This is a genomic window from Aeromonas sp. 600724 (genome assembly GCF_049175135.1).
Classification (GTDB): domain Bacteria; phylum Pseudomonadota; class Gammaproteobacteria; order Enterobacterales; family Aeromonadaceae; genus Aeromonas; species Aeromonas veronii_A.
Genome location: NZ_JAAKUM010000018.1, coordinates 1 through 19997, shown reverse-complemented (window position 1 = coordinate 19997; position 19997 = coordinate 1). Strand labels below are relative to the sequence as shown.

Annotated in this window: 20 protein-coding genes and 1 riboswitch; of the genes, 14 read left to right on the top strand and 6 right to left on the bottom strand. The window is 58.4% G+C overall.

Translation table 11 applies throughout. From position 1 onward, the window contains the following. Positions 1-20: 20 nt before the first annotated feature. From G5168_RS16665 to G5168_RS16645, 5 genes are all read left to right on the top strand, one after another. Positions 21-1310, top strand: a complete 1290-nt coding sequence (locus tag G5168_RS16665; RefSeq protein ID WP_421230703.1) for a serine dehydratase subunit alpha family protein — start codon at positions 21-23, stop codon at positions 1308-1310. A 64-nt stretch (positions 1311-1374) separates the two neighbouring features. Then, the gene (locus G5168_RS16660) at positions 1375-2028 is read left to right on the top strand and encodes a helix-turn-helix transcriptional regulator (protein WP_005334376.1); all 654 of its coding nucleotides are present in this window, start codon (positions 1375-1377) and stop codon (positions 2026-2028) included. A gap of 156 nt (positions 2029-2184) precedes the next feature. Beyond that, on the top strand, positions 2185-2772 hold the full coding sequence (locus G5168_RS16655) for a histidine phosphatase family protein (protein WP_421230702.1): 588 nt from the start codon (positions 2185-2187) through the stop codon (positions 2770-2772). Between the two features lie 150 nt (positions 2773-2922). Continuing rightward, positions 2923-4116 carry an enoyl-ACP reductase FabV gene (fabV, locus tag G5168_RS16650; RefSeq protein ID WP_005361765.1) on the top strand — a complete coding sequence of 398 codons (1194 nt, stop codon included), beginning with the start codon at positions 2923-2925 and terminating at the stop codon, positions 4114-4116. A gap of 162 nt (positions 4117-4278) precedes the next feature. Continuing rightward, positions 4279-5754 carry a YfcC family protein gene (locus tag G5168_RS16645; protein ID WP_421230701.1) on the top strand — a complete coding sequence of 492 codons (1476 nt, stop codon included), beginning with the start codon at positions 4279-4281 and terminating at the stop codon, positions 5752-5754. A 63-nt stretch (positions 5755-5817) separates the two neighbouring features. Here the strand turns inward: G5168_RS16645 and G5168_RS16640 are convergent, their stop codons facing one another. Beyond that, complete coding sequence (locus tag G5168_RS16640; RefSeq protein WP_005334367.1) at positions 5818-7032, bottom strand: pyridoxal phosphate-dependent aminotransferase; 1215 nt, start codon at positions 7030-7032, stop codon at positions 5818-5820. A gap of 387 nt (positions 7033-7419) precedes the next feature. On the opposite strand from G5168_RS16640, the gene G5168_RS16635 reads away from it, so the two are divergent. Both G5168_RS16635 and aqpZ read left to right on the top strand, forming a co-directional pair. Next, on the top strand, positions 7420-7629 hold the full coding sequence (locus G5168_RS16635) for a DUF1653 domain-containing protein (RefSeq protein ID WP_043851261.1): 210 nt from the start codon (positions 7420-7422) through the stop codon (positions 7627-7629). Between the two features lie 274 nt (positions 7630-7903). Beyond that, positions 7904-8593 (top strand): aquaporin Z, encoded by a 690-nt coding sequence (gene aqpZ, locus G5168_RS16630; protein WP_266134495.1) that lies wholly within the window; start codon positions 7904-7906, stop codon positions 8591-8593. 92 nt (positions 8594-8685) lie between these two features. Here the strand turns inward: aqpZ and G5168_RS16625 are convergent, their stop codons facing one another. Then, the gene (locus G5168_RS16625; RefSeq protein ID WP_421172015.1) at positions 8686-9435 is read right to left on the bottom strand and encodes a lytic transglycosylase domain-containing protein; all 750 of its coding nucleotides are present in this window, start codon (positions 9433-9435) and stop codon (positions 8686-8688) included. Between the two features lie 325 nt (positions 9436-9760). Here G5168_RS16625 and G5168_RS16620 point away from each other — a divergent pair, with 325 nt between their 5' ends. Then, complete coding sequence (locus tag G5168_RS16620; RefSeq protein ID WP_266134531.1) at positions 9761-10201, top strand: GNAT family N-acetyltransferase; 441 nt, start codon at positions 9761-9763, stop codon at positions 10199-10201. A 5-nt stretch (positions 10202-10206) separates the two neighbouring features. On the opposite strand, the gene G5168_RS16615 is transcribed toward G5168_RS16620, so the two are convergent. Next, on the bottom strand, positions 10207-10749 hold the full coding sequence (locus G5168_RS16615; protein ID WP_005344183.1) for a DUF1439 domain-containing protein: 543 nt from the start codon (positions 10747-10749) through the stop codon (positions 10207-10209). Between the two features lie 95 nt (positions 10750-10844). Here G5168_RS16615 and cls point away from each other — a divergent pair, with 95 nt between their 5' ends. Beyond that, on the top strand, positions 10845-12326 hold the full coding sequence (cls, locus tag G5168_RS16610; protein WP_266134494.1) for a cardiolipin synthase: 1482 nt from the start codon (positions 10845-10847) through the stop codon (positions 12324-12326). 107 nt (positions 12327-12433) lie between these two features. After that, the gene (locus tag G5168_RS16605) at positions 12434-13696 is read left to right on the top strand and encodes a DUF945 family protein (RefSeq protein ID WP_421249137.1); all 1263 of its coding nucleotides are present in this window, start codon (positions 12434-12436) and stop codon (positions 13694-13696) included. A 79-nt stretch (positions 13697-13775) separates the two neighbouring features. Here the strand turns inward: G5168_RS16605 and purU are convergent, their stop codons facing one another. Continuing rightward, positions 13776-14612, bottom strand: coding sequence for a formyltetrahydrofolate deformylase (gene purU, locus G5168_RS16600; protein ID WP_421172013.1), 837 nt, complete (start codon positions 14610-14612; stop codon positions 13776-13778). Positions 14613-14871: 259 nt separating this feature from the next. Next, a riboswitch (FMN riboswitch) is annotated at positions 14872-15028 on the top strand. Positions 15029-15132: 104 nt separating this feature from the next. Here purU and ribB point away from each other — a divergent pair. Both ribB and G5168_RS16590 read left to right on the top strand, forming a co-directional pair. Further along, entirely contained in the window at positions 15133-15786 is a 654-nt protein-coding gene (ribB, locus tag G5168_RS16595) for a 3,4-dihydroxy-2-butanone-4-phosphate synthase (protein ID WP_193859982.1), read from the top strand. A 225-nt stretch (positions 15787-16011) separates the two neighbouring features. Beyond that, on the top strand, positions 16012-16254 hold the full coding sequence (locus G5168_RS16590) for an Lpp/OprI family alanine-zipper lipoprotein (RefSeq protein WP_005334342.1): 243 nt from the start codon (positions 16012-16014) through the stop codon (positions 16252-16254). 172 nt (positions 16255-16426) lie between these two features. Here the strand turns inward: G5168_RS16590 and G5168_RS16585 are convergent, their stop codons facing one another. Together G5168_RS16585 and G5168_RS16580 are read right to left on the bottom strand one after the other, a co-directional pair. Beyond that, on the bottom strand, positions 16427-17275 hold the full coding sequence (locus tag G5168_RS16585) for a tetratricopeptide repeat protein (RefSeq protein ID WP_421172012.1): 849 nt from the start codon (positions 17273-17275) through the stop codon (positions 16427-16429). Then, entirely contained in the window at positions 17272-17994 is a 723-nt protein-coding gene (locus G5168_RS16580; RefSeq protein ID WP_421172011.1) for a 4'-phosphopantetheinyl transferase family protein, read from the bottom strand. Before G5168_RS16580 ends, G5168_RS16585 begins: the two co-directional genes overlap by 4 nt. Positions 17995-18269: 275 nt before the next feature. Between G5168_RS16580 and G5168_RS16575 the strand changes: the two genes are divergently transcribed. Both G5168_RS16575 and rlmF read left to right on the top strand, forming a co-directional pair. Further along, on the top strand, positions 18270-18758 hold the full coding sequence (locus G5168_RS16575; RefSeq protein ID WP_421172010.1) for a C40 family peptidase: 489 nt from the start codon (positions 18270-18272) through the stop codon (positions 18756-18758). 148 nt (positions 18759-18906) lie between these two features. Next, positions 18907-19878 (top strand): 23S rRNA (adenine(1618)-N(6))-methyltransferase RlmF, encoded by a 972-nt coding sequence (gene rlmF / locus G5168_RS16570; RefSeq protein ID WP_421172009.1) that lies wholly within the window; start codon positions 18907-18909, stop codon positions 19876-19878. Positions 19879-19997: the final 119 nt, after the last annotated feature.

Here is a 19997-nt window from a genome sequence, read left to right as displayed (position 1 = left end):
CTGATAAAAAGGTTCAAGTGATGAAACAAGCGTGGCAGCAGTATCTGCAGATTATTCAACAGGTTGTCAAACCAGCGCTGGGTTGTACCGAGCCAATCGCCGCCGCCTATGCCGCAGCGGTCGCCACCCGGCAACTGGGCTGTGAGCCAGGTCGCCTCGAGGTTGCAGTGTCGGACAATCTCTATAAAAACTCGATGGGTGTCTATGTGCCGGGCACCGGCAAGATCGGTCTGGCCATTGCGGCTGCGGCCGGAGCCATCGGTGGCAACGCCGATGCCGGGCTGGAGGTGCTGGCCGCGATCCAGCCAGAACAGGTGGAGCGTGCCCAGCAGCTGATCGATGCTGGCAAGGTGCAGGTGAGCCGCACCGCCGCCCCCGAGTTTATCTTCTGCCGCGTGACCGTTTATGGCACGGATGAACATGGTGAAGAGCACAGCGCCGAAGTGACCCTCTGCGGTGGTCATACCCGCATCGTCGAGCAGCGCCGCGATGGCGAGGTGACCTTCACCGCCGATCAGAGCCAGGGTGGTGCAACCGGTTCCATTTGCGATGGCGTCGATATCAGCATCGCCGCCATCTACGAGTTCGCCACTCAGGTGGAGTTCGAGCAGATCAGGTTCATCCTCAAAGCCTCGGAGCTTAACGGCAAGCTCTCCGCCGAGGGGATGAACAACCCCTATGGCCTGGAGATTGGCCGCACCATGCAGCAGAACATCAATGCCGGTCTTATCGGCGAGGATGTGATGAACCGCATCGTGATGATGACGGCGGCCGCCTCCGATGCCCGCATGGGGGGCGCGACCCTGCCAGCCATGAGCAACTTCGGCAGCGGCAACCAGGGCATTGCCGCCACCATTCCGGTGATGGTAATTGCCGAGCGCTTTGCGGCCAGCGAAGAGCAGCTGGCTCGCGCCCTCATCATGAGCCATCTGGGCGCCATCTATATCAAGTCCCACTATCCGCCGCTGTCGGCCTTCTGTGGCAATACCGTGACCAGCGCGGCCGCCTCCATGGCCATGGTCTATCTGGCGGGCGGCAGCTTCGAGCAATCCTGCTTTGCCATCCAGAACGTGCTGAGTGACAGTGCCGGCATGGTGTGCGACGGCGCGAAAGCCTCCTGCGCCATGAAGGTGAGTACCTCCTCCGGTGCGGCGGTGCGCGGCTTCCTGATGGCCCTCAACAGCCACTCGGTGTCGGGGCAGGGGATCGTCGCCGGTGACGTGGATCAGACCATCCGCAACGTCGGCCAGATGGTGAAGGAGGGTATGTCTGCCACAGACAGCACCATTATTGATATCATGTCCGCCTGATGTCCCTGTCGGTTGCTGCCCGGCGTCCATTGTCCGGCAGCAACCCTTGCAAGAAGGTCCCATTGTGAAGCTGCAAGAGTTGAGTCCGAGCGATTTTGAGATCCTCAAGTCGATGGAGAACATAGTGGACGGCATCGCCGCCATGTATGGCCAGCACACCGAAGTGCTGCTCCACAGTCTGGATGCGCGCAATCCCTCGATCGTCAAGATTGCCAACGGCCATATCACCGGCCGCAGTGTCGGCGCCCCCATCACCAACCTGGCGATGATGAAGCTCAAGAGCGGGCAGGATATCTCCAGCCCCTACATGACCAAGTGCGCCACCGGCAAGACCCTGCGCTCCATCACCACCGTGATCCGCAACGGGGAGCACAGGGCCATCGGGTTGCTCTGCATCAACAGCGACATGGATGCCCCGTTGCAATCCGTGTTGCGCACCATGATGCCGGAGTGCATGCACCCCCATGAGAGCCATGCCACCCCGGAGGTGTTCGCCCGCAACATCGACGAAGCGCTCAACAGCACTATCGACACCGTCAGTGCCGAGGTGCGTGGCAACGAGGCGGTGCCTCCGTCCCAGAAGACTCGGGTTATCGTCAACCAGCTGCACGACATGGGGATCTTCGAGTTAAAAGACAGTGCCCAGATTGCGGCGCGCCAGCTCGGGATCTCGGTCCACTCCATCTACCGCTATCTGCGGGAGATCAAGAAGGGCTGAGCCGATACACTCTGGCCAAATTGGCAGCAAACGGGTCAGCCTTGACCCGTTTTTTACGCCCGCTTTAGCCTCTCTATTTGGACCATCCTTCGGGCTCATCTGCTATCATCATCCCCCCTTGTATTTTTCTATCTCTCTGAACGTGCTGGAGAAATCATGTCTCGACTCATCTATCTGCTGCGCCACGGCCAGACCCGCTTCAATGCCGAGCAGCGTCTGCAGGGGCGCTGCAACTCCGATCTGACCGACAAGGGCGAGGTGCAAGCCATCGCCATGGGGCGGCGCCTTGCCGCCGAACTGGCGGATCCCGCCCGCTGGACCGTCTATGCCAGCCCGCTCGGTCGCGCCCGTCAGACTGCACTGCTGGTGTGCGAGCAGTTGGGGCTGACGGCGGATCGCATTGTCTGGGACGATCGCTTGATGGAGCTGGGGATGGGGGAGTGGGAGAGCTGCCAGATCCCGGCGTTGCGGCTCGCTCATCCCGAGCTCGATACCGGCAAGGGGGACTGGTATCTGCAGGCACCGGGGGCCGAGAGCTTCGAGAGCATTCAGCGCCGGGCACACCAGTGGTTGCAGGATCCCGCCATCGCCGAGCGGGCCATCGTTATCTCCCACGGCCTGCTCGGTGCCATGCTGCGTGGTGTCTATGCCGATCTCGACTATGAGGCGACCTGGTCACAGGAGTTGCCGCAAGATGCCTTCTATAAGCTGCAGGATGGCCACATCACCCGCATTGCCTGCTAATTGCCGTGAGGTGGCACCATGGCATGGACCATGATTGCCACCTTCGGATGCCCATTTTTGCCGCAGTTCAACACATCAGAGCACCTTATCGCGGCAAGATGAGGTATCTTATGCCCCGATTTCATCCATTAAACGGATCCGAGACCCCATATGATCATCAAACCCAAGGTTCGCGGCTTTATCTGCACCACCACTCATCCGGTCGGTTGTGAAGCCAATGTTCGTCGCCAGATCGCTTATACCAAGGCCAAGGGCACCATCGAGAATGGTCCCAAGAAGGTGCTGGTGATCGGCGCTTCCACCGGTTATGGCCTGGCCTCCCGGATTGCGGCTGCCTTCGGTAGCGGCGCCGCCACCCTCGGCGTCTTCTTTGAAAAAGCGGGCACCGAGTCCAAGACCGGTACCGCCGGCTGGTACAACTCTGCCGCCTTCGACAAGGCAGCCAAAGAGGCGGGCCTCTACGCCAAGAGCGTCAACGGCGATGCCTTCTCCAACGAGTGCCGCGCCAAGGTGATTGAGCTTATCAAGCAGGATCTGGGTCAAATCGATCTGGTTGTCTACTCCCTGGCCTCTCCGGTGCGCAAGATGCCGGAAACCGGCGAAGTGGTGCGCTCTGCCCTCAAACCGATCGGCGAGGTCTACACCACCACCGCCATTGATACCAACAAGGATCAGATCATCACCGCTACCGTCGAGCCGGCGAACGAGGAAGAGATCCAGAACACCATCACAGTGATGGGCGGTCAGGATTGGGAGCTGTGGATGGCTGCCCTGCGTGATGCCGGCGTGCTGGCTGACGGCGCCAAGTCCGTGGCCTACTCCTACATCGGTACCGATCTGACCTGGCCAATCTACTGGCATGGCACCCTGGGCCGCGCCAAGGAAGATCTGGACCGCGCCGCCGCCGCCATCCGTGGCGATCTGGCTGCCAAGGGCGGCACCGCTCACGTGGCCGTGCTCAAATCCGTGGTGACTCAGGCCTCTTCCGCCATTCCGGTGATGCCGCTCTATATCTCCATGGCCTTCAAAATCATGAAGGAGAAGGGCATTCACGAGGGTTGCATGGAGCAGGTAGATCGCATGATGCGCACCCGTCTCTACGCGTCCGACATGGCGCTGGACGATCAGGCTCGCATCCGCATGGATGACTGGGAACTGCGTGAAGATGTGCAGCAGACCTGCCGCGACCTGTGGCCATCTATCACCAGCGAGAATCTTTCCGAGCTGACTGACTACACCGGCTACAAGCAGGAGTTCCTGCGCCTGTTCGGTTTCGGTCTGGATGAGGTCGATTACGATGCGGATGTAAATCCGGATGTGAAATTCGACGTGGTCGAGCTCTGAGTCTGACTCAAGTGAAAACGGGGCCCCGCGGGGCCCTGTTTTTTTGGCAAACATTCCGCTAATTTGCGGAATTTTATTATCAGCGATCACCTTTTTCCCATATCAAACCCGCTAGTCTTGCGCTGATCGGATCACAGACGGCATTGCCGAGGTACGGAAGCTATGACCACTCCAAACGAGGCGCCCAAGAAGCGCCAACTCCCCACAGTTTATACCCTGCTTTTTATCATCATCGCGCTGATGGCCGCCCTGACCTGGGTGCTGCCAGCGGGCAAATATGACTATGTCACCGCCAAGACCCAGCAGCCGGTTGCGGCTGCGGCCGTGGCCGATTACAGCGGCGACGAGCGGCTGTTGCCGGTGCCCGGCAGCTACACCGAGTTACCCGCCCACCCGCAGGGGGTGTTCGAGGTGCTCAAGGCCCCCATTCAGGGCTTTCACAAGGCGGCCGACGTGGCGCTGTTCGTGCTCATCATCGGTGGTTTTCTCGCGGTGACCATGCAAAGCGGTGCGCTGGATGCAGGGGTGGTGGCCATTGTGCGCGGCTTTGCCGGCCGTGAGCGGCTGCTGATCCCGGTGTTGATCGCCCTGTTTGCCCTCGGTGGCTCCACTTTCGGCATGGCGGAGGAGACGGTGGCCTTCTGGGCGCTGATCGTGCCGGTGATGATGGCGGCGGGCTTTGATCGCATGGTGGCGGCGGGGATTATCCTGCTTGGCTCCGGGGTCGGGGTGCTCGCCTCCACCGTCAACCCGTTTGCTACCGGCATCGCCTCCGGTTTTGCCGGTATCCCCATCGGTGAGGGGATTGGCCTGCGGGTCATCCAGTGGCTGCTGCTGGTGATCTTCGCCTCCTGGTTCGTGATGCGCTACGCCAAGCAGGTGCAACAGGACAAATCCCGCTCCGTGCTGGCCGACATCGTCTATGACGACGAGTTCTCCCAGATGAAGAGCGGCAACCTCGCCTTCACCGGCAAGCAGAAACTCACCATGCTGGTCTTCTTCGGCACCTTCCTGCTGATGATCTATGCGGTGGTGCCCTGGTCGGATTTGGGGATCGACGTGCTGCCCACCTTTGGCTGGTGGTTTGACGAGCTCTCGACCCTGTTCTTCAGTGCCTCCATCCTGATTGCGCTGATCAACCGGATGCCGGAGTCCAACTATGTGGCGACTTTCCTGAGCGGCGCTCGGGATCTCATCGGGGTGGCACTGGTGGTTGCGGTGGCGCGCGGCATCTATGTGGTGATGGAGCAGGGCGTCATCATCGACACTATTTTGCATTGGGCTGAAGGGCTGGTGAGCGGACTCTCCTCGTCGGTCTTCATCCTGATGGCCTATCTGGTGCACATCATCCTGAGCTTCTTCATCCCCTCCACCTCGGGGCTGGCGACCGTCTCCATGCCGCTGATGGGGCCGCTGGCGGACTTCTCCGGCATCTCCCGGGATCTGGTGATCACTGCCTATCAGTCCGCCTCCGGCTGGATCAACCTGTTTGCCCCCACCGCCGCTCATCTGGTGGCCGGTCTGGCGCTCGCCAAGATCCCCTACGATCGCTTCGTGCGTTGGGTGCTGCCCTTTATCATCGGCGTAGCCCTCATCACCATGGCGGTGCTGGTGGCCGGCGCCCTGCTGCACGGCTGATGGCACGAATTAAACCACAGATAACAAAAAGGCTCCCGCGGGAGCCTTTTTCATGAGCCTTGCTTACTGCTTGTAGCCCTTGAGGAAGCGGGCGAGGCGGCCGATGGCATCCTCCAGCTCCTCTTCGCGGGGCAGGAACACCAGCCGGAAGTGATCCGGCGCCGGCCAGTTGAAGCCGGTGCCCTGTACCAGCAGCAGCTTTTCCTGTTGCAGCAGGTCGAACACCATCTTCTGATCGTCGCGTATGTCATACACCTTGGGATCAAGGCGCGGGAACATGTAGAGCGCCCCCTTGGGTTTGACGCAGGAGACCCCGGGGATCTCGTTCAAGAGCTCCCACGCCTTGTCCCGCTGCTTGCGCAGGCGGCCGCCCGGCAGGATCAGCTCGTTGATGCTCTGATAGCCGCCGAGTGCAGTCTGGATGGCGTGCTGCATCGGCACGTTGGCACACAGCCGCATGGAGGCCAGCATCTCCAGCCCTTCGATATAACCGCGGGCACGGCCCTTGGGACCGGTGATGACCATCCAGCCCTGACGGAAGCCGCAGGCACGGTAGGCCTTGGAGAGGCCGTTGAAGGTCACCACCATCACATCGTCGCACAGGGTGCAGACGCTGGTGTGGGAGATATCGTCGTAGAGGATCTTGTCGTAGATCTCGTCGGCGAAGATGATGAGGTTGTGCTGGCGGGCGATCTCGATCACCTCCAGCAGGAACTCGCTGCCGTAGACAGCACCGGTCGGGTTGTTGGGGTTGATCAGCACCAGGCCGCGGGTGCGCGGGGTGATGCGGGCGCGGATATCGTCGAGATCCGGGTACCAGTCAGCCCCTTCGTCGCAGCGATAGTGCACCGCATGGCCACCGGAGAGAGTGACGGCAGCAGTCCAGAGCGGGTAGTCGGGGGAGGGCACCAGCATCTCGTCGCCGTTGTTGAGCAGCGCCTGCATCGCCATCACGATCAGCTCGCTGGCGCCGTTGCCGATATAGATGTCATCGATATCGACCTTGCGCATCCCTTTTTGCTGGTAGTACTGCATCACCGCCTTGCGGGCAGAGAAGAGCCCCTTGGAGTCGCAGTAGCCCTGGCTCAGCGGCATGTTGAGGATCACATCCTTGATGATCTCTTCCGGCGCATCAAAGCCGAACGGGGCCGGGTTACCGATGTTGAGCTTGAGAATGCGGTGGCCTTCGTCTTCGAGACGGCGAGCTTCTTTATGCACCGGGCCGCGGATGTCATAGCAGACATCGTCGAGCTTGTGCGACTTGTCGATTGTGAACATGGTGACAGTGATTCCTTCCCCACAGGGACGCGTTGGCGAAAAAGGCGGTTTTTAGTATCAAATATCTTTTCCCCTATTCTTCACAGAATTGAATGCTAGAACAATCTTCTTTTTAGTAGATATTCCTGATTTTTAGCCCCAAAACAGAGTTATTAAAAGGTTAAATTCAGCACGATCGTTTGTGCTTGGCAAGGTTCACCAGTGAAAGATGGGGGAGTGATTAACAAAGCTACTCTACTGTGTTGAAATCTTCACGCTCTCTGGCACGATTGGCTTGTGTAAAAAAGCCTCTTCATCGTCATTTCCGACGAGAAAAAGCTGATACAACTGGCACTGGCCAGCGCATATTTCCCCTTTCCCGTCCTGTTCTATCTGCAGAGGTATCCCATGCATGCACCCACACCCGGTCGCTATCGTCACTTCAAGGGGGGCTACTATCAGGTGCTGACCCTGGCCAGCCATACCGAGACAGGCGAGCAGCTGGTGATCTATCAGTCGGAACAGGATGGCGCCGTCTATGCCCGTCCAGTCGCCATGTTCATGGAGTGGATTGAGCATCAGGGTCAGGTGGTCAGCCGATTTTCGCCGATCAAGTGATCCGCTGGTGTGGCCCTGAATTGTTGATCAACAAATAGACAGAACAGGCCTTTGGAGTCATAAGTTGTCGCATGAGGCTCCTTGTTGGCAACAGCCTCTGTGTGGCTTGCTACTGATAAATATCTCTATTAATCAACCAATTGTGACTTGAGTCACGTTTTCTGGCGACTGGTAACCGGGTTCGCATCGGCTATTGCTGCTCCCATAATGCTGCGCGTGTTAACGCATGGCCCCTTTGCGGGCCTTTTTATCTCATCTTATCGGGAGACATACAGTGAAACCTGTTGCAGCAGAGTTTTTGGGAACCTTCTGGCTGGTATTGGGAGGTTGTGGCAGTGCCGTGCTGGCTGCAGCCTTCCCCCATGTGGGGATCGGCCTCTTGGGCGTATCGCTGGCATTCGGCCTGACCGTGCTGACCATGGCCTATGCCATCGGCCATATCTCCGGTTGCCATCTCAACCCGGCCGTCACCATCGGTCTGTGGGCTGGCGGTCGTTTTCCTGCTTCCGGCGTGCTCTCTTACATCGTGGCTCAGGTGCTGGGGGCAATTGCCGGTGCTGCTGTACTCTATGTGATTGCCAGTGGCCAGGCCGGTTTTGATCTCTCCGCCGGCTTTGCCTCCAACGGCTACGGTGAGCACTCTCCGGGCGGCTACAGCATGATGGCGGCACTGGTGTGCGAAGCTGTGATGACCGGCTTCTTCCTGTTCGTCATCATGGGCGCTACCGACAGCCGTGCGCCAGCTGTGCTTGCTCCGGTTGCCATCGGCCTGTGCCTGACCCTGATCCATCTGGTGAGCATTCCGGTGACCAATACCTCGGTCAACCCGGCCCGCAGTACCGGCGTTGCGCTGTTTGTCGGTGACTGGGCGGTCAGCCAGCTGTGGTTGTTCTGGGTTGCCCCGATTGTCGGTGCCATTCTGGGTGCGCTGGCTTATCGCCTGGTGGCGACGGAGCAGAAGTAATCATTTGCGAAACAAAGTGTGGTATCGACACGCCTGAGGGCGTGTTTTTTGTTTCTGGAGGAGTGAGATAAGAGAACTAACCAAGCCAAACGTCAGAGTCCCTTGGCCTGCAGCATCTCTTTGTAGCGCTGATGGAGCAACTGGACGCGCTCCACATAAGCGCGCGTTTCCGCATAGGGTGGGATGCCGCCATGTTTTTGTACGGCGCCCGCCCCGGCGTTGTAGGCCGCGGTCGCCAGCGCAATGTTGCCGTCATACTGCTTGAGCAGTCCCGCTAGGTATTTCACCCCGCCGAAAATATTCTGTTCCGCCAGCAGGGCATTGCCGACCCCCAGCTCCCGCGCCGTGGCAGGCATTAGCTGGGTCAGCCCCATCGCCCCCTTGCGGGAGACCGCCAGTGGATTGAAAGCCGATTCGGCGTGAATGAGCGCTCGGATCAGCGCAGGCTCAACCTGATAGGTCTTTGCTGCTGCCTTGATGGTGCTGGCATAGTCATAGAGAAACAGTCCTGTGGTCTGCCAGTTGACGCTGGATTTGGGGTCGCAGGCGAAGCAGTCGTTGAACAGCAGCAGTTCGTAATGGCCCTGTTCGGGCGCCATATCGGAGTAACGTACTACCCCGTTTTGCTGCACCGATTTATAGACCTGGATCTGCTTCTTGCCGCCAGCGGCGGTTGCCGCCGTTTGAGCGGTGTCGGGTTGTGGGGCGGGCGCAGCATGATTGACCGGGCGCAAGGGAGAGGGGGCTGCGGTCAGGAAGACCACCTCCGCGGGAGGGGGCGTCTGGCTCCATCCACTCAAGGGGATCAACACCATCTGGCCTGCCAGCATCCATGCTTTCAACCGTCACACTCCTTCCCTGGATCATCATGTTGAGTAAAGCACCATGGCGAGTGCAGAACAAGCGTACAAACAGGGAGTTGTGAAGTGGAGGGGGGATTTGACCGAGGGACGGGGGGATGCCGGAGTATGTCCAGGAGAGGCGCCAAAAGGTGGAATTTTCCGGTAGCTAATGGTCATAAGCGTCTTAGGGAAGTGCTCCAGCATGCTCGCTTTTTTGTTAATAAAAGGCATGCTATCTTGCTGGTGTAAGCTGGTCTGGCTAGTTAGTTTCAATCTATCTTATCTACTGATTATAAAGGAATTTTTTGTGTCAGGAATGCTGGCGATGGAACTCATCTTCGAGGAGTACTGTGACGCCGATCTCTCTCTCATCAAGGATTATTACGAGACGACTTTTTCCCACTATGTGCCGGATCTGGCAGAGCGGGTCTTTGTCGTACGTGATGCTCACTGGCTGGTGGGGGCGGTTCGGTTGCGGGACGAGGAGGAGTTTTATCATCTGTGCGGCTTTCGTCTGTTGCCTCACTACCAGTCGCTGGGATTGGGTTCACGGCTGTTGCAGCACGCCTGTCACGGTCTGGAGGACAAACCGGTAGTCTGTCAGGTACTGCCTTTCGAGAAACCCTTCTATCTCAAGGCCGGTTTTGCCGATATCTCCCTCAACCAATTGAGCGGTTCACTCTTCTCCCTTTATGAGCAACAGCAGCAGCAGGGTTATCAGGTGGAGCTGCTGGTACGGGATACCAGCCAGCCCCTCCTGAATTGAGCGGGCTAGCGGGGTCTGGTCAGCAGGTGGATTTTGCCTGGTGACAGCTCCAGCCCCAGCAGGTTTTCTTTCAGCCAGGCTTGTTGCGGATCCTTGTCATCCAGTCGGTAAACCGGTTTGCTCTCAAGACGCTTCTCCATGCTCTGCAGCAGCATACCGAGCATCATGCCGAACTTTCTCTCTGCCGCCTCCGGTTCCAGCTTGTACTCCACCAGTTTCATGTTGTCGAGAAACAGCGCGCTCTGGCTCTTGTCATAGCGGGGTCTTGCCTCATAGGTCATCTGCAGGCGGGCGTCATATTCGGTATTGTCGGGCAGGGCGATCTTGAGCTTGCCCTTGCCATAGACTCGGGCGGTGTCTGGCTGTTGACGGCCAATCTGGACATCGCTCTGCTCCAGCTTCACATGGGCCTTTATGATGCCGGGCAGCTCCAGCTGTTTGTCGACTTGCACCTGGGATTGCAGGTACTGATTGATCTGCTGCTCATTGATGTCATATGAGCCTTGACCTAGCATGGCCAGGCTGAGCAGCATGGATTGCAGAATCATGGGGGCAACCTGATAGAATGGATTTGCCTTACAGCATACCATTCCTGACTGGCAGGATCTGCCGACCACTGTTTGTTGATGAAAAGGAGTTACCGTTGCTAAACGGTCTGGAACATGATCTCCACCTGCTGTTCTCCCGCTTTCTGGGCTGGCTGCTACTGCTTTTTCATACCGTTATCGTCGCGGGTGTGTCGTTTCGGGTAGTGATGAAACGCCGCCCCATCGGGGTGTCGCTGGCCTGGCTGGCGCTGATCTACGCCATTCCGTTTGCCGGCGTCGGCTTTTACTTGCTGTTTGGTGAAATCAAGTTGGGGCGCCGCCGCGCCGAGCGGGCACAGGCCATGTATCGCCCTTACGCTATCTGGATTCGTCAGTTGGCCCGCCTTTTCCCCCAGCATTGCTGCGAGGTGGGGGAAAAGGCCCAACCATTGCACGATCTGATCCAGGGGCGGTTGGCCATGCCCATGCTCTCCGGTAACCGGATGACTCTGCTCAGCCAACCCGACCAGATCCTGCATGAGATTGCTCAGGATATTCGCCGCTCGACGCTCTCATGCTATCTGGAGTTCTATATCTGGCACCCCGGCGGTGATGCCGACGAGGTGTGTGAAGCACTGATGGAAGTCGCGCTGCGCGGCGTGGATTGTCGTTTGTTGCTCGATTCGGTGGGCAGCAAGCACTTCTTCCGCTCCGGGTGGCCGAAAAAGCTGCGCAAGGCGGGGGTCAAGCTGGTGGAGGTGCTGCCGGTCGGCGCCTGGCGCATTCCGTTCCAGCGGCAGGATTTGCGAATGCACCGCAAGTTGGTGGTGATCGATGACAAGGTCGGCTATACCGGCTCCATGAACATGGTGGATCCCCGTTTTTTCAAGCAGGATGCCGGGGTCGGCCAGTGGGTCGACATCATGATCCGGGTGCAGGGGCCCATGGTGCCGCTGATGTGGTCGATCTTTGTCTGGGACTGGGAGATGGAGACCGGCGAGCGGCTGCTCGACAGTCTGCAGCATGAGCCGGAAGCCTGGCCCCAGACCAACTACCGCGCCCAGCTGATCCCGTCCGGCCCCTTCGTCGGCGGCGACTGCATCCAGCAGAGCCTGCTGCTGGCCATCTATCAGGCGCGCAGCCATCTGGTGCTGACGACCCCTTACTTTGTGCCCGACGATCCGCTGGCGGCCGCACTCAGTTCGGCGGCGGCGCGCGGGGTGCAGGTGCAGCTGGTGTTGCCGGCACGCAACGACTCCATCATGGCCAATTACGCCTGCAACGCCTTTATGGAGGAGCTGCTGGCGGCCGGGGTGGAGATCTACCGCTACGATGCCGGTCTGCTCCATACCAAGAGCGTGCTGGTGGATGATGACTTCGCGCTGGTGGGGACGGTCAATCTGGATCGGCGCAGCCTCTGGCTCAACTTCGAGGTGACCCTGCTGGTGGATAACCCCTCGTTCGTGGCCCAGATGACCCGGCTGGTACAGGGCTATATGGCGGAAGCCACCCCGATGACCCTGGCCCAATGGCAGGCCCGCCCCTGGTACAAGAAGGCGATGGAGAACATCTTCTATCTCTTCAGCCCCTTGCTGTGAGGTGATGGCGAGCCACAAGAATGTTGGCTCGCCCTCTGATTGGACTTGCCTAGTCCCGAGTCCGCCCCGTAGAGTGCAGTGACAACTCCCTGGAGACACATGGATATATGAAAAAGATAGTGGCCCTCGCCGTGGGTGCGGCACTGGTAGGTGGTGGTCTGGCTGCGTGCTGGTACACGGGCAACAGCTTCGACAGCATCATGGCGGAGCAGATCGCCAAGGTGGAGAAAGAGAGCGGGCTCGACATGCAGTGGCTGCCGGGCAGCAGCAACCTCTTCACCCGTGACGGGGTCCTGAAGGTCGTGGTGACGCCGGAGGAGCTGGCTGCCATCGACAGCGAGCTGGAGGGCAGTCAGCCCATCGAGTTGCAACTTGTGGTCAAGAGCCAGATCCTGCCGCTCTACATCAAGAGCCACTTCCTGCTCGATACCCATAATGGCACGCTAGCGCCGGTTTTCACTGCACTGGGCATGGAGCAGTGGGAACTCGGTCTGGAGTCGGTCACCAGTCTCTGGACCCAGGGTAACAGCAGCCGTTTCTGGGCCAATGAATTCAAGATCAAACAGGGGCTGGACGAGTTCAGCTTCCTGCCCCTGAGCGGCGAGTTCCACGGCAATCTGGAGGGGAATGGTCACCTCACCATGACCTGGCAGGGGATGACGGTCCATGAAGAGCAGAGCAAGATGGACTTGGTGCTGGCCGATCTGAAAGGGAGTGCCGACATTGCCGAGATCAGCGGTGTGCTCCTCTCGCCCCAGAGCGAGATGACCCTTTCGGCCCTCACGGTGCAACTGCCTGACAGCGTCAAGGTTGCCCTGCAGGGGATGACTACCGAGACTCAGCTGACTGGTGATGATGCCCAGACCCTCTCCAGCAGCTATCAGATGAAGATTGCCAAGCTGGATCTGGAGAACGAGACCGACACCCTGGCGGTGACGGACAGCAAGTTGGCGCTCAACCTCAACGGTCTGGATCTGGAAGGGTATCAGGGGCTGCAGGCAGCCGGTGGCAAGGGAGTTGAAGATGCCGCCATCCAGCAGGCGCTGGACAAGATGCTCAAACGTGGTGCGACCCTGGAGCTGGCCGATCTCAGCGCCAAGCTCAACGGTGAGGCGGTGACCATGAAGGGGGACGTGAAGCTGGCCTCCACCTCGCTGGAGCAGCTGTTCAACAGCGACGCGGGGATGCAGGCCCTCTCCGGCGTGCTGCATGCCAGCCTCAGCGACAAGTTGGGCAAGGCGGTGCCGCAACTGGCCCCCATGCTCGATCAGCTGACCCTGATGGGTTATCTGAAGGCCGACCAGCAAGCGCTGACCTCCGAGCTGAAGCTGGAGAAGGGCGCGGTGACGGTAAACGATCTGCCGCTCTGACACTCGGCGCAGAAACAACAACGGCTCCCACGGGAGCCGTTGTTGTTTCTGGCGTTTGCATACGAGTCATGTGGGCGGATTACTTGAAGACCACCGTCTTGTTGCCGTAGACGAACACCCGCTCGTTCAGTACCAGCTCCAGCGCACGGCTCAGCACCGATTTCTCTACGTCACGGCCCGCTTTTGCCATCGCATCGGCACTGAAAGTGTGATCCACGTGGATCACGTCCTGCTCGACGATGGGGCCTTCATCCAGATCGTCGGTCACGAAGTGGGCGGTGGCGCCGATCAGCTTGACGCCGCGATCAAACGCCTGCCGGTAGGGGCGGGCACCGATGAAGGCGGGCAGGAAGGAGTGGTGGATGTTGAGGATCTTGCGCGGATAGGCCTCGACGAAGCTCGGGGTCAGCACCCGCATGTACTTGGCCAGGATCACATAGTCAGGCTCATAGCTGTCGATAATGGCGCGCACCTGCTCTTCATGCTCGGTACGGCTCAGCTCGCCATGGCTGACGGTGTGGAACGGGATATCGAACTTGCCGGTGAGCTCGGCCAGGGTATCGTAGTTGCCGATCACCGCGACGATATCCATATCCAGCGCGCCCGCGTAGTTCTTCATCAGAATATCGCCGAGGCAGTGGGTCTCTTTGGTGACCAGAATGACGATACGCTTCTTGCCCGCCTTGACCAGACGACGCTGGGCGCCGGTGGGCAGGGCATCATCGAGGTCGGCAAGCAGGGTCTCGTCGTTGAAGCGCCCCTCCAGCTCGGTACGCATAAAGAAGCGGCCATTCTCGTGATCCACAAACTCATCGTTCTTGATGATGTTGAGCTGGTGCTTGTAGCAGATGTTGGTGATCTTGGCGATGAGCCCTTTGGCATCCGGGCAATCCGTGAGCAATATTTTCTTTTCCATCTCTGTCATTTTCCGTTTGTGGTGTTGGCGCTGCTGTCTGCGCCGGCAGCGTTGTTCAGGCTCTCTTTTCGGGCCCTGTGTTTTTGTTTCGGGAACTATGCCATAAACCGATCCGAGCCATAAAGAAATTCGCCAGTCATGGCCTCGCACGCTGGCGAGCAGGCCGCAGAGCGGGATCCCGGGCGCAATGTTGAAACGCTTTTCAGCCTGCGGGGGATTTTGACTGGTATCTGCAACCGTTTTTCTTTAGGCTGTCTGCGCTTATTCTCAGGGCGGGGTGCAATTCCCCACCGGCGGTATCCCGATTGACTCGGGGAGCCCGCGAGCGCCCGACTTGGCTGATTGCCAGGTCGGGGTCAGCAGATCCGGTGAGATGCCGGAGCCGACGGTCATAGTCCGGATGAAAGAGGATAAGACAGACCTTGCCGTGTTGGCCCTTGTGGGCTGGCCGCTGCATGCCCGTCTCTGTCTGCCTTTCCATGCCCTGATTCTGGTCCTTGTCTTGTTTAGGAGTTTTACCATGAATCAGTCTCTACTCAGTGAATTCGGTGATCCCGTTGCCCGTGTCGAAGCGGCTTTATCTGCCTTGCGTGCCGGAGGCGGCGTGCTGGTGGCCGACGATGAAGATCGGGAGAACGAGGGCGACCTCATTTTCGCCGCCGAATCCATGACCAATGAACAGATGGCGTTGATGATCCGCGAGTGCTCCGGCATCGTCTGCCTCTGCCTGCCCGACGAGCGGGTTCGCCAGCTCGAACTGCCGATGATGGTGGAGGCCAACTCCAGCCACTACCAGACCGCCTTTACCGTGACCATCGAAGCGGCGCAGGGGGTCACGACCGGTGTCTCGGCGGCTGATCGCATCACCACTATCCGTGCAGCCATCGCAGACGGCGCCAAACCGGGTGATCTGCACCGCCCGGGTCATGTTTTCCCGTTGCGTGCGCGAACCGGTGGGGTGCTTACCCGCCGTGGTCATACCGAAGCGACGGTCGATCTGATGCAGCTGGCTGGCCTCAAACCGTTTGGTGTGTTGTGTGAATTGACCAAAGAAGATGGCTCGATGGCGCGTCTGCCAGACCTTGTTGCGTTCGGTCGCAAGCACCGGATGCCGGTGCTGACCATCGAGGATCTGGTGCAATATCGTCAATTGTTGTCAGAACGTACAGCCTGAGCCTCATACGAAATTGTAATAAGGCCAAAATTTGGTTAACCTTTGTCCGTGCCCCCACCACACGGCACTCATTTTTTAGACGAATCTGGACAAAAACTGTTCATTCAAAAAAAAATGAGGGTTTTAATGCATTTATCTGTGGTGGGGACTATGCAAAGTAGGATTTTTTTGTGCCATAATCACGCCGCTTGCTAAACGTCTGGCGAGTTCAAGGGAGCTTTAAAAATGAAAAAATTGTTGTTGGTAGGTGTTGTTGGTCTGTCCGCTCTGCTGGGCGGTTGTGCAAACACCAGCGAACTGGAAACTTCCGTTCAGAATCTGTCTAACAAAGTTGACCAACTGGCTCAAGATGTTAGCGCAGTTCGTGCTGATCAGTCCAAAATCGCTGCTGATGTTGCCGAAGCCAAGCAAGAAGCTATGCGTGCTAACCAGCGCATCGACAACATGGCTACTTCCTACAAGAAGTAATCCATGCGAAAAAAATGGCGCAGTTTTGCGCCATTTTTTTTTGCCTGAAATTCACAGTATCTCCACTATTCCCACAGCACCTTATTCCCACAGTACCTTCTTCGTACTTGACCCATGAGGTCATGCCGGTCTCCCGGCACTCCCCCATCATTACCAGCCAGTTCGATTCCGATCAGTAGAGCAGACTATAGAGTTTGCGACGGTAGCTCTGCGCCTGTGGTGTGTTACCCATAGTGGCGAGAATATCGAGATAGGTCTTTCTGGCTTCGCCGAATGCCAAGTCCCGTTTGAGGATCGCCAGCAGCAGTTCCAATGCCTCTTCCTGACGGCCGGCCTGGTTGTATTGCACAGCAAGTTCTTGTGCCAGACCAAAATCATCAGGCTGTTCTGCATGACGGGCTTCCAGCGCGCGCAGTTCCGGGCTGTCTGCCGCTTGCAGGGCCAGCGCCAGTCGTGAGCTCAGGGTATGGAAGTGACTTTCCTGTGCCACCATCGGGATGGTGCCGAGGCGCTCCTGCGCTTCATCCAGCAGGTTGAGGTCGAGCGCGGCCTGAATGAGCCACAGGCTGATGTCGTGACGTTCAGGGGCCAGCTGGTGTGCCTTGGTCAGATGGGCATAGGCGATGCTGGGCTGCTCGTCAGCCAGTGCCTGTTGCCCCTTGGCCAGCAACTCTTCCTCTTCTTTGGGGGTGAAGGCGGCGAAATACTGGCGCAGGGTGGCTTCATCCTGCGGCCCTTCGATGATCCCCTGTTCGTCAGGGCGACCCTGATGGAACAGCACCAATGCGGGTAGGGCGCGCAGGCCGAGCTGGCTGGCGAGCGGTTGCAACTGGGGATCGTTCATATCCACCTTGGTCAGGGTGACCTGCTCATTAGCGGGCCCAACCAGTGATTCGATCAGCGGTGTCATCCCCTGACACTCCGGCATCTGCGGAGCATGGAAATAGATTACGACCGGCTTCTTCATGGAGGCATCGATCAGTTCAGCGTGAAAATTCTGGGGAGTAATGTCGACGATCATGAGTTGGACTCTTCAGAAAGGGTGTTGAGTAACATGGGGTTGAGTGACTGGTAATTCAAGCGCTCATCAAGCCGGTAAAAGGTCACGGGGGTTGCCGCCGCCGCGAGACTGAGCCAGCCGCTGGCAAAGGGCCAATCCTGTACCTGATAAGGGGTGTCATCCAACCGGTTGTCGAGTCGCCACTCTTCATCCGGGAGAAACCGCACCTTCTCCAGCCCCGCCGCTATGCCGCCACCGTGGGCTTTCAGTACCGCCTCCTTGCGTGACCAGAGCCGGTAGAAGGCACTCTCCTGCTCTGGAGCAGGCAGCGCGCAGAGCCACTCATATTCACTCTGTGCATAAAACCGGCGGGCCAGGGGGAGGGGGTGATGCCGCCGTTTGCCCAGTTCGATATCCACCCCAAGCTGCCCCTGCGGGCAGAGCGCCAACACCAGCCAGCTGCCACTGTGGCTCAGATTGAACTGCCAAGCATCATCATGCAGTTGGGGCTTGCCGTGGGGGCCGTTGCAAAATTGCAGGCTGGCGGCAGGGCGTTGCAGCCTCTCGGACAACAGCTGGCGCAGCAGGGCGCGGCTCACCAGATATTCCTGACGCCGTTCAGGATGGGTCATGGTTTGCCAGATATGCAGCTCATCGGTTGACAACCATTCAGGCAATTGAGCAAGCAGTGCCTGGCATACCCTGGCCGGTTTTAACAAAAAAAGATCGGTTTCGATCATGATTTTTCACTTTAAAAAGGTGCTGAAGCAGGGATAAAAGCCAGTTATCTATGAGGCCAAAGGTCCTTTTTGCGATTGTATATTGTTTGGGCATGATCACATTAATTATGAAAAATCGTGCATTTCCTTGCAAAAATGTGAGCTTGATAGGGATTTTCACTTGCCTCGATAGAATTCTTGGATATAGTCGGGTGCTGTTGCCTTATAAATTGCCCTTTGGGGCCGTATTTTAACAAGATTTACTATTTTGCGGGGATAAAGGATTGCGCTACCTGATGCTACTGCTGGTCGCGCTCGGAATGGCGGGTTGTGCTTCGGCACCCCAACCCGAGGTCGCGAGCAAGATCGAAGTTTCCATGATGGAACCCGTTATTGAACCGGAAGCTTCGCAGACACCCGATGTGAATGAAATCCTGACAGTATACAAAGAGTGGCGCGGTACCCCTTACCGCTACGGTGGTACAACCGAACGTGGTATCGATTGTTCCGCCTTCGCCCGTGAAGTGTTTCGCAATGCGGTCGGTATTGAACTTCCCCGCGATACCCGCTCTCAAGTTCACGAAGGGACGCGCGTTTCCAAGCAGGATCTGGTCGAAGGTGATCTGGTCTTCTTCAAAATCAATCGTCGTCTCAACCACGTTGGTATCTATGTCGGGAATGGCGAATTCATTCACGCCTCGACTCGAGCCGGTGTGACCCGCTCCAAGCTGGACAGCCAATACTGGCGCAGCAAGTTCTGGCAAGCTCGCCGGATCGATATCTGAGTCAGGCTGGACAAACGGCTCGCAGTACGGACTGTTTTTCCAACCTCACTTGAACCGGGCTCGATAGCCCGGTTTTTTATTGCCCTCGTTTAGACTTTCCCGAGTCAAATCACTATAGTGTGGGCCCGTTTTCTTCGGCAGGCTCAGCATGAAACCCCGCATCCCATCAGCTGGTGGCCCCAAGTCGGGCGACCGTAAATCCGGACTTCACTCCCGTAATCGCCATGAGGCGGGTTACGACTTTGAGGCGCTCTGCCTGCGAACTCCCGAGTTGGCCGTCCACATATTTATCAATGACTACGGTACCCGCACCATCGATTTTGCCAATCCCGATGCAGTGAAGTCCCTCAATCGCGCCCTGCTGGCCCATCACTACGGGATTGCCCACTGGGACTTGCCTACCGGTTACCTCTGCCCGCCTATCCCGGGACGGGTGGACTACCTGCACTGGGCGGCCGATCTGTTGGCCGAGAGCGCAGGCCAGCTCCCTACCGGCAAGGGGGTGAGAGTGCTGGATATCGGGGTGGGGGCAAACTGCATCTATCCGCTGCTAGGCTGCCGCGAATATGGCTGGCGTTTTGTCGGATCGGATATCGATCCGGTCTCGGTCAAGGCGGCCACCCTGCTGGCCAAGAGCAACGGGCTCGGCAATCAGATTGAGTGTCGCCTGCAGGGAAACCCCAACCATGTGTTTCGCGGCATCATAGGGCCAAAGGAGCGCTTTGCCCTGACGCTGTGCAATCCGCCGTTCCATGCGTCGCTGGAAGAGGCGAGCAAGGGGACGGAGCGCAAGCTGCGCAATCTGGGCAAGGAGGTGACAGGCGCTCCTGTGCTTAATTTTGGCGGCCAGAAGGCCGAGCTCTGGTGCGAAGGGGGCGAGGCGGCGTTTCTGGCCAACATGATTGCCCAGAGCAAGGAGTTTGCCACTCAGTGCCTCTGGTTCAGCTCGCTGGTGTCGAAAAAAGAGAACCTGCCGGGGGCGAAAAAGGCGTTGAGCCGGGTGGGGGCGCGTCAGGTACGGGTGATCGACATGGCGCAGGGCAACAAGGTGAGCCGGATCCTCGCCTGGTCCTTTCTGGATGAAGAGGGATTGCGTCGCGGCTGGTCGAGCGCGCGCTGAGTCCCCACCACAAGGCCCGATGAGGGCCTTTTTTCATGATGATGTCCCGTCCTGAATATGGTTTACACCTTTCCCCCCCAATACATGGAGAACCCGATGGGACAAGGTGTGAAACGGAC

What these genes read in the sequence shown, in the direction of transcription:
- G5168_RS16665 (WP_421230703.1), top strand. Translation starts at nt 21, where the DNA reads ATGAAACAAGCGTGGCAGCAGTATCTGCAGATTATTCAACAGGTTGTC.
- G5168_RS16655 (WP_421230702.1), top strand. Translation starts at nt 2,185, where the DNA reads ATGTCTCGACTCATCTATCTGCTGCGCCACGGCCAGACCCGCTTCAAT.
- fabV (WP_005361765.1), top strand. Translation starts at nt 2,923, where the DNA reads ATGATCATCAAACCCAAGGTTCGCGGCTTTATCTGCACCACCACTCAT.
- G5168_RS16645 (WP_421230701.1), top strand. Translation starts at nt 4,279, where the DNA reads ATGACCACTCCAAACGAGGCGCCCAAGAAGCGCCAACTCCCCACAGTT.
- G5168_RS16640 (WP_005334367.1), bottom strand. Translation starts at nt 7,032, where the DNA reads ATGTTCACAATCGACAAGTCGCACAAGCTCGACGATGTCTGCTATGAC.
- G5168_RS16635 (WP_043851261.1), top strand. Translation starts at nt 7,420, where the DNA reads ATGCATGCACCCACACCCGGTCGCTATCGTCACTTCAAGGGGGGCTAC.
- G5168_RS16620 (WP_266134531.1), top strand. Translation starts at nt 9,761, where the DNA reads ATGGAACTCATCTTCGAGGAGTACTGTGACGCCGATCTCTCTCTCATC.
- G5168_RS16615 (WP_005344183.1), bottom strand. Translation starts at nt 10,749, where the DNA reads ATGATTCTGCAATCCATGCTGCTCAGCCTGGCCATGCTAGGTCAAGGC.
- G5168_RS16605 (WP_421249137.1), top strand. Translation starts at nt 12,434, where the DNA reads ATGAAAAAGATAGTGGCCCTCGCCGTGGGTGCGGCACTGGTAGGTGGT.
- purU (WP_421172013.1), bottom strand. Translation starts at nt 14,612, where the DNA reads ATGGAAAAGAAAATATTGCTCACGGATTGCCCGGATGCCAAAGGGCTC.
- ribB (WP_193859982.1), top strand. Translation starts at nt 15,133, where the DNA reads ATGAATCAGTCTCTACTCAGTGAATTCGGTGATCCCGTTGCCCGTGTC.
- G5168_RS16590 (WP_005334342.1), top strand. Translation starts at nt 16,012, where the DNA reads ATGAAAAAATTGTTGTTGGTAGGTGTTGTTGGTCTGTCCGCTCTGCTG.
- G5168_RS16585 (WP_421172012.1), bottom strand. Translation starts at nt 17,275, where the DNA reads ATGATCGTCGACATTACTCCCCAGAATTTTCACGCTGAACTGATCGAT.
- G5168_RS16580 (WP_421172011.1), bottom strand. Translation starts at nt 17,994, where the DNA reads ATGATCGAAACCGATCTTTTTTTGTTAAAACCGGCCAGGGTATGCCAG.
- G5168_RS16575 (WP_421172010.1), top strand. Translation starts at nt 18,270, where the DNA reads ATGCTACTGCTGGTCGCGCTCGGAATGGCGGGTTGTGCTTCGGCACCC.
- rlmF (WP_421172009.1), top strand. Translation starts at nt 18,907, where the DNA reads ATGAAACCCCGCATCCCATCAGCTGGTGGCCCCAAGTCGGGCGACCGT.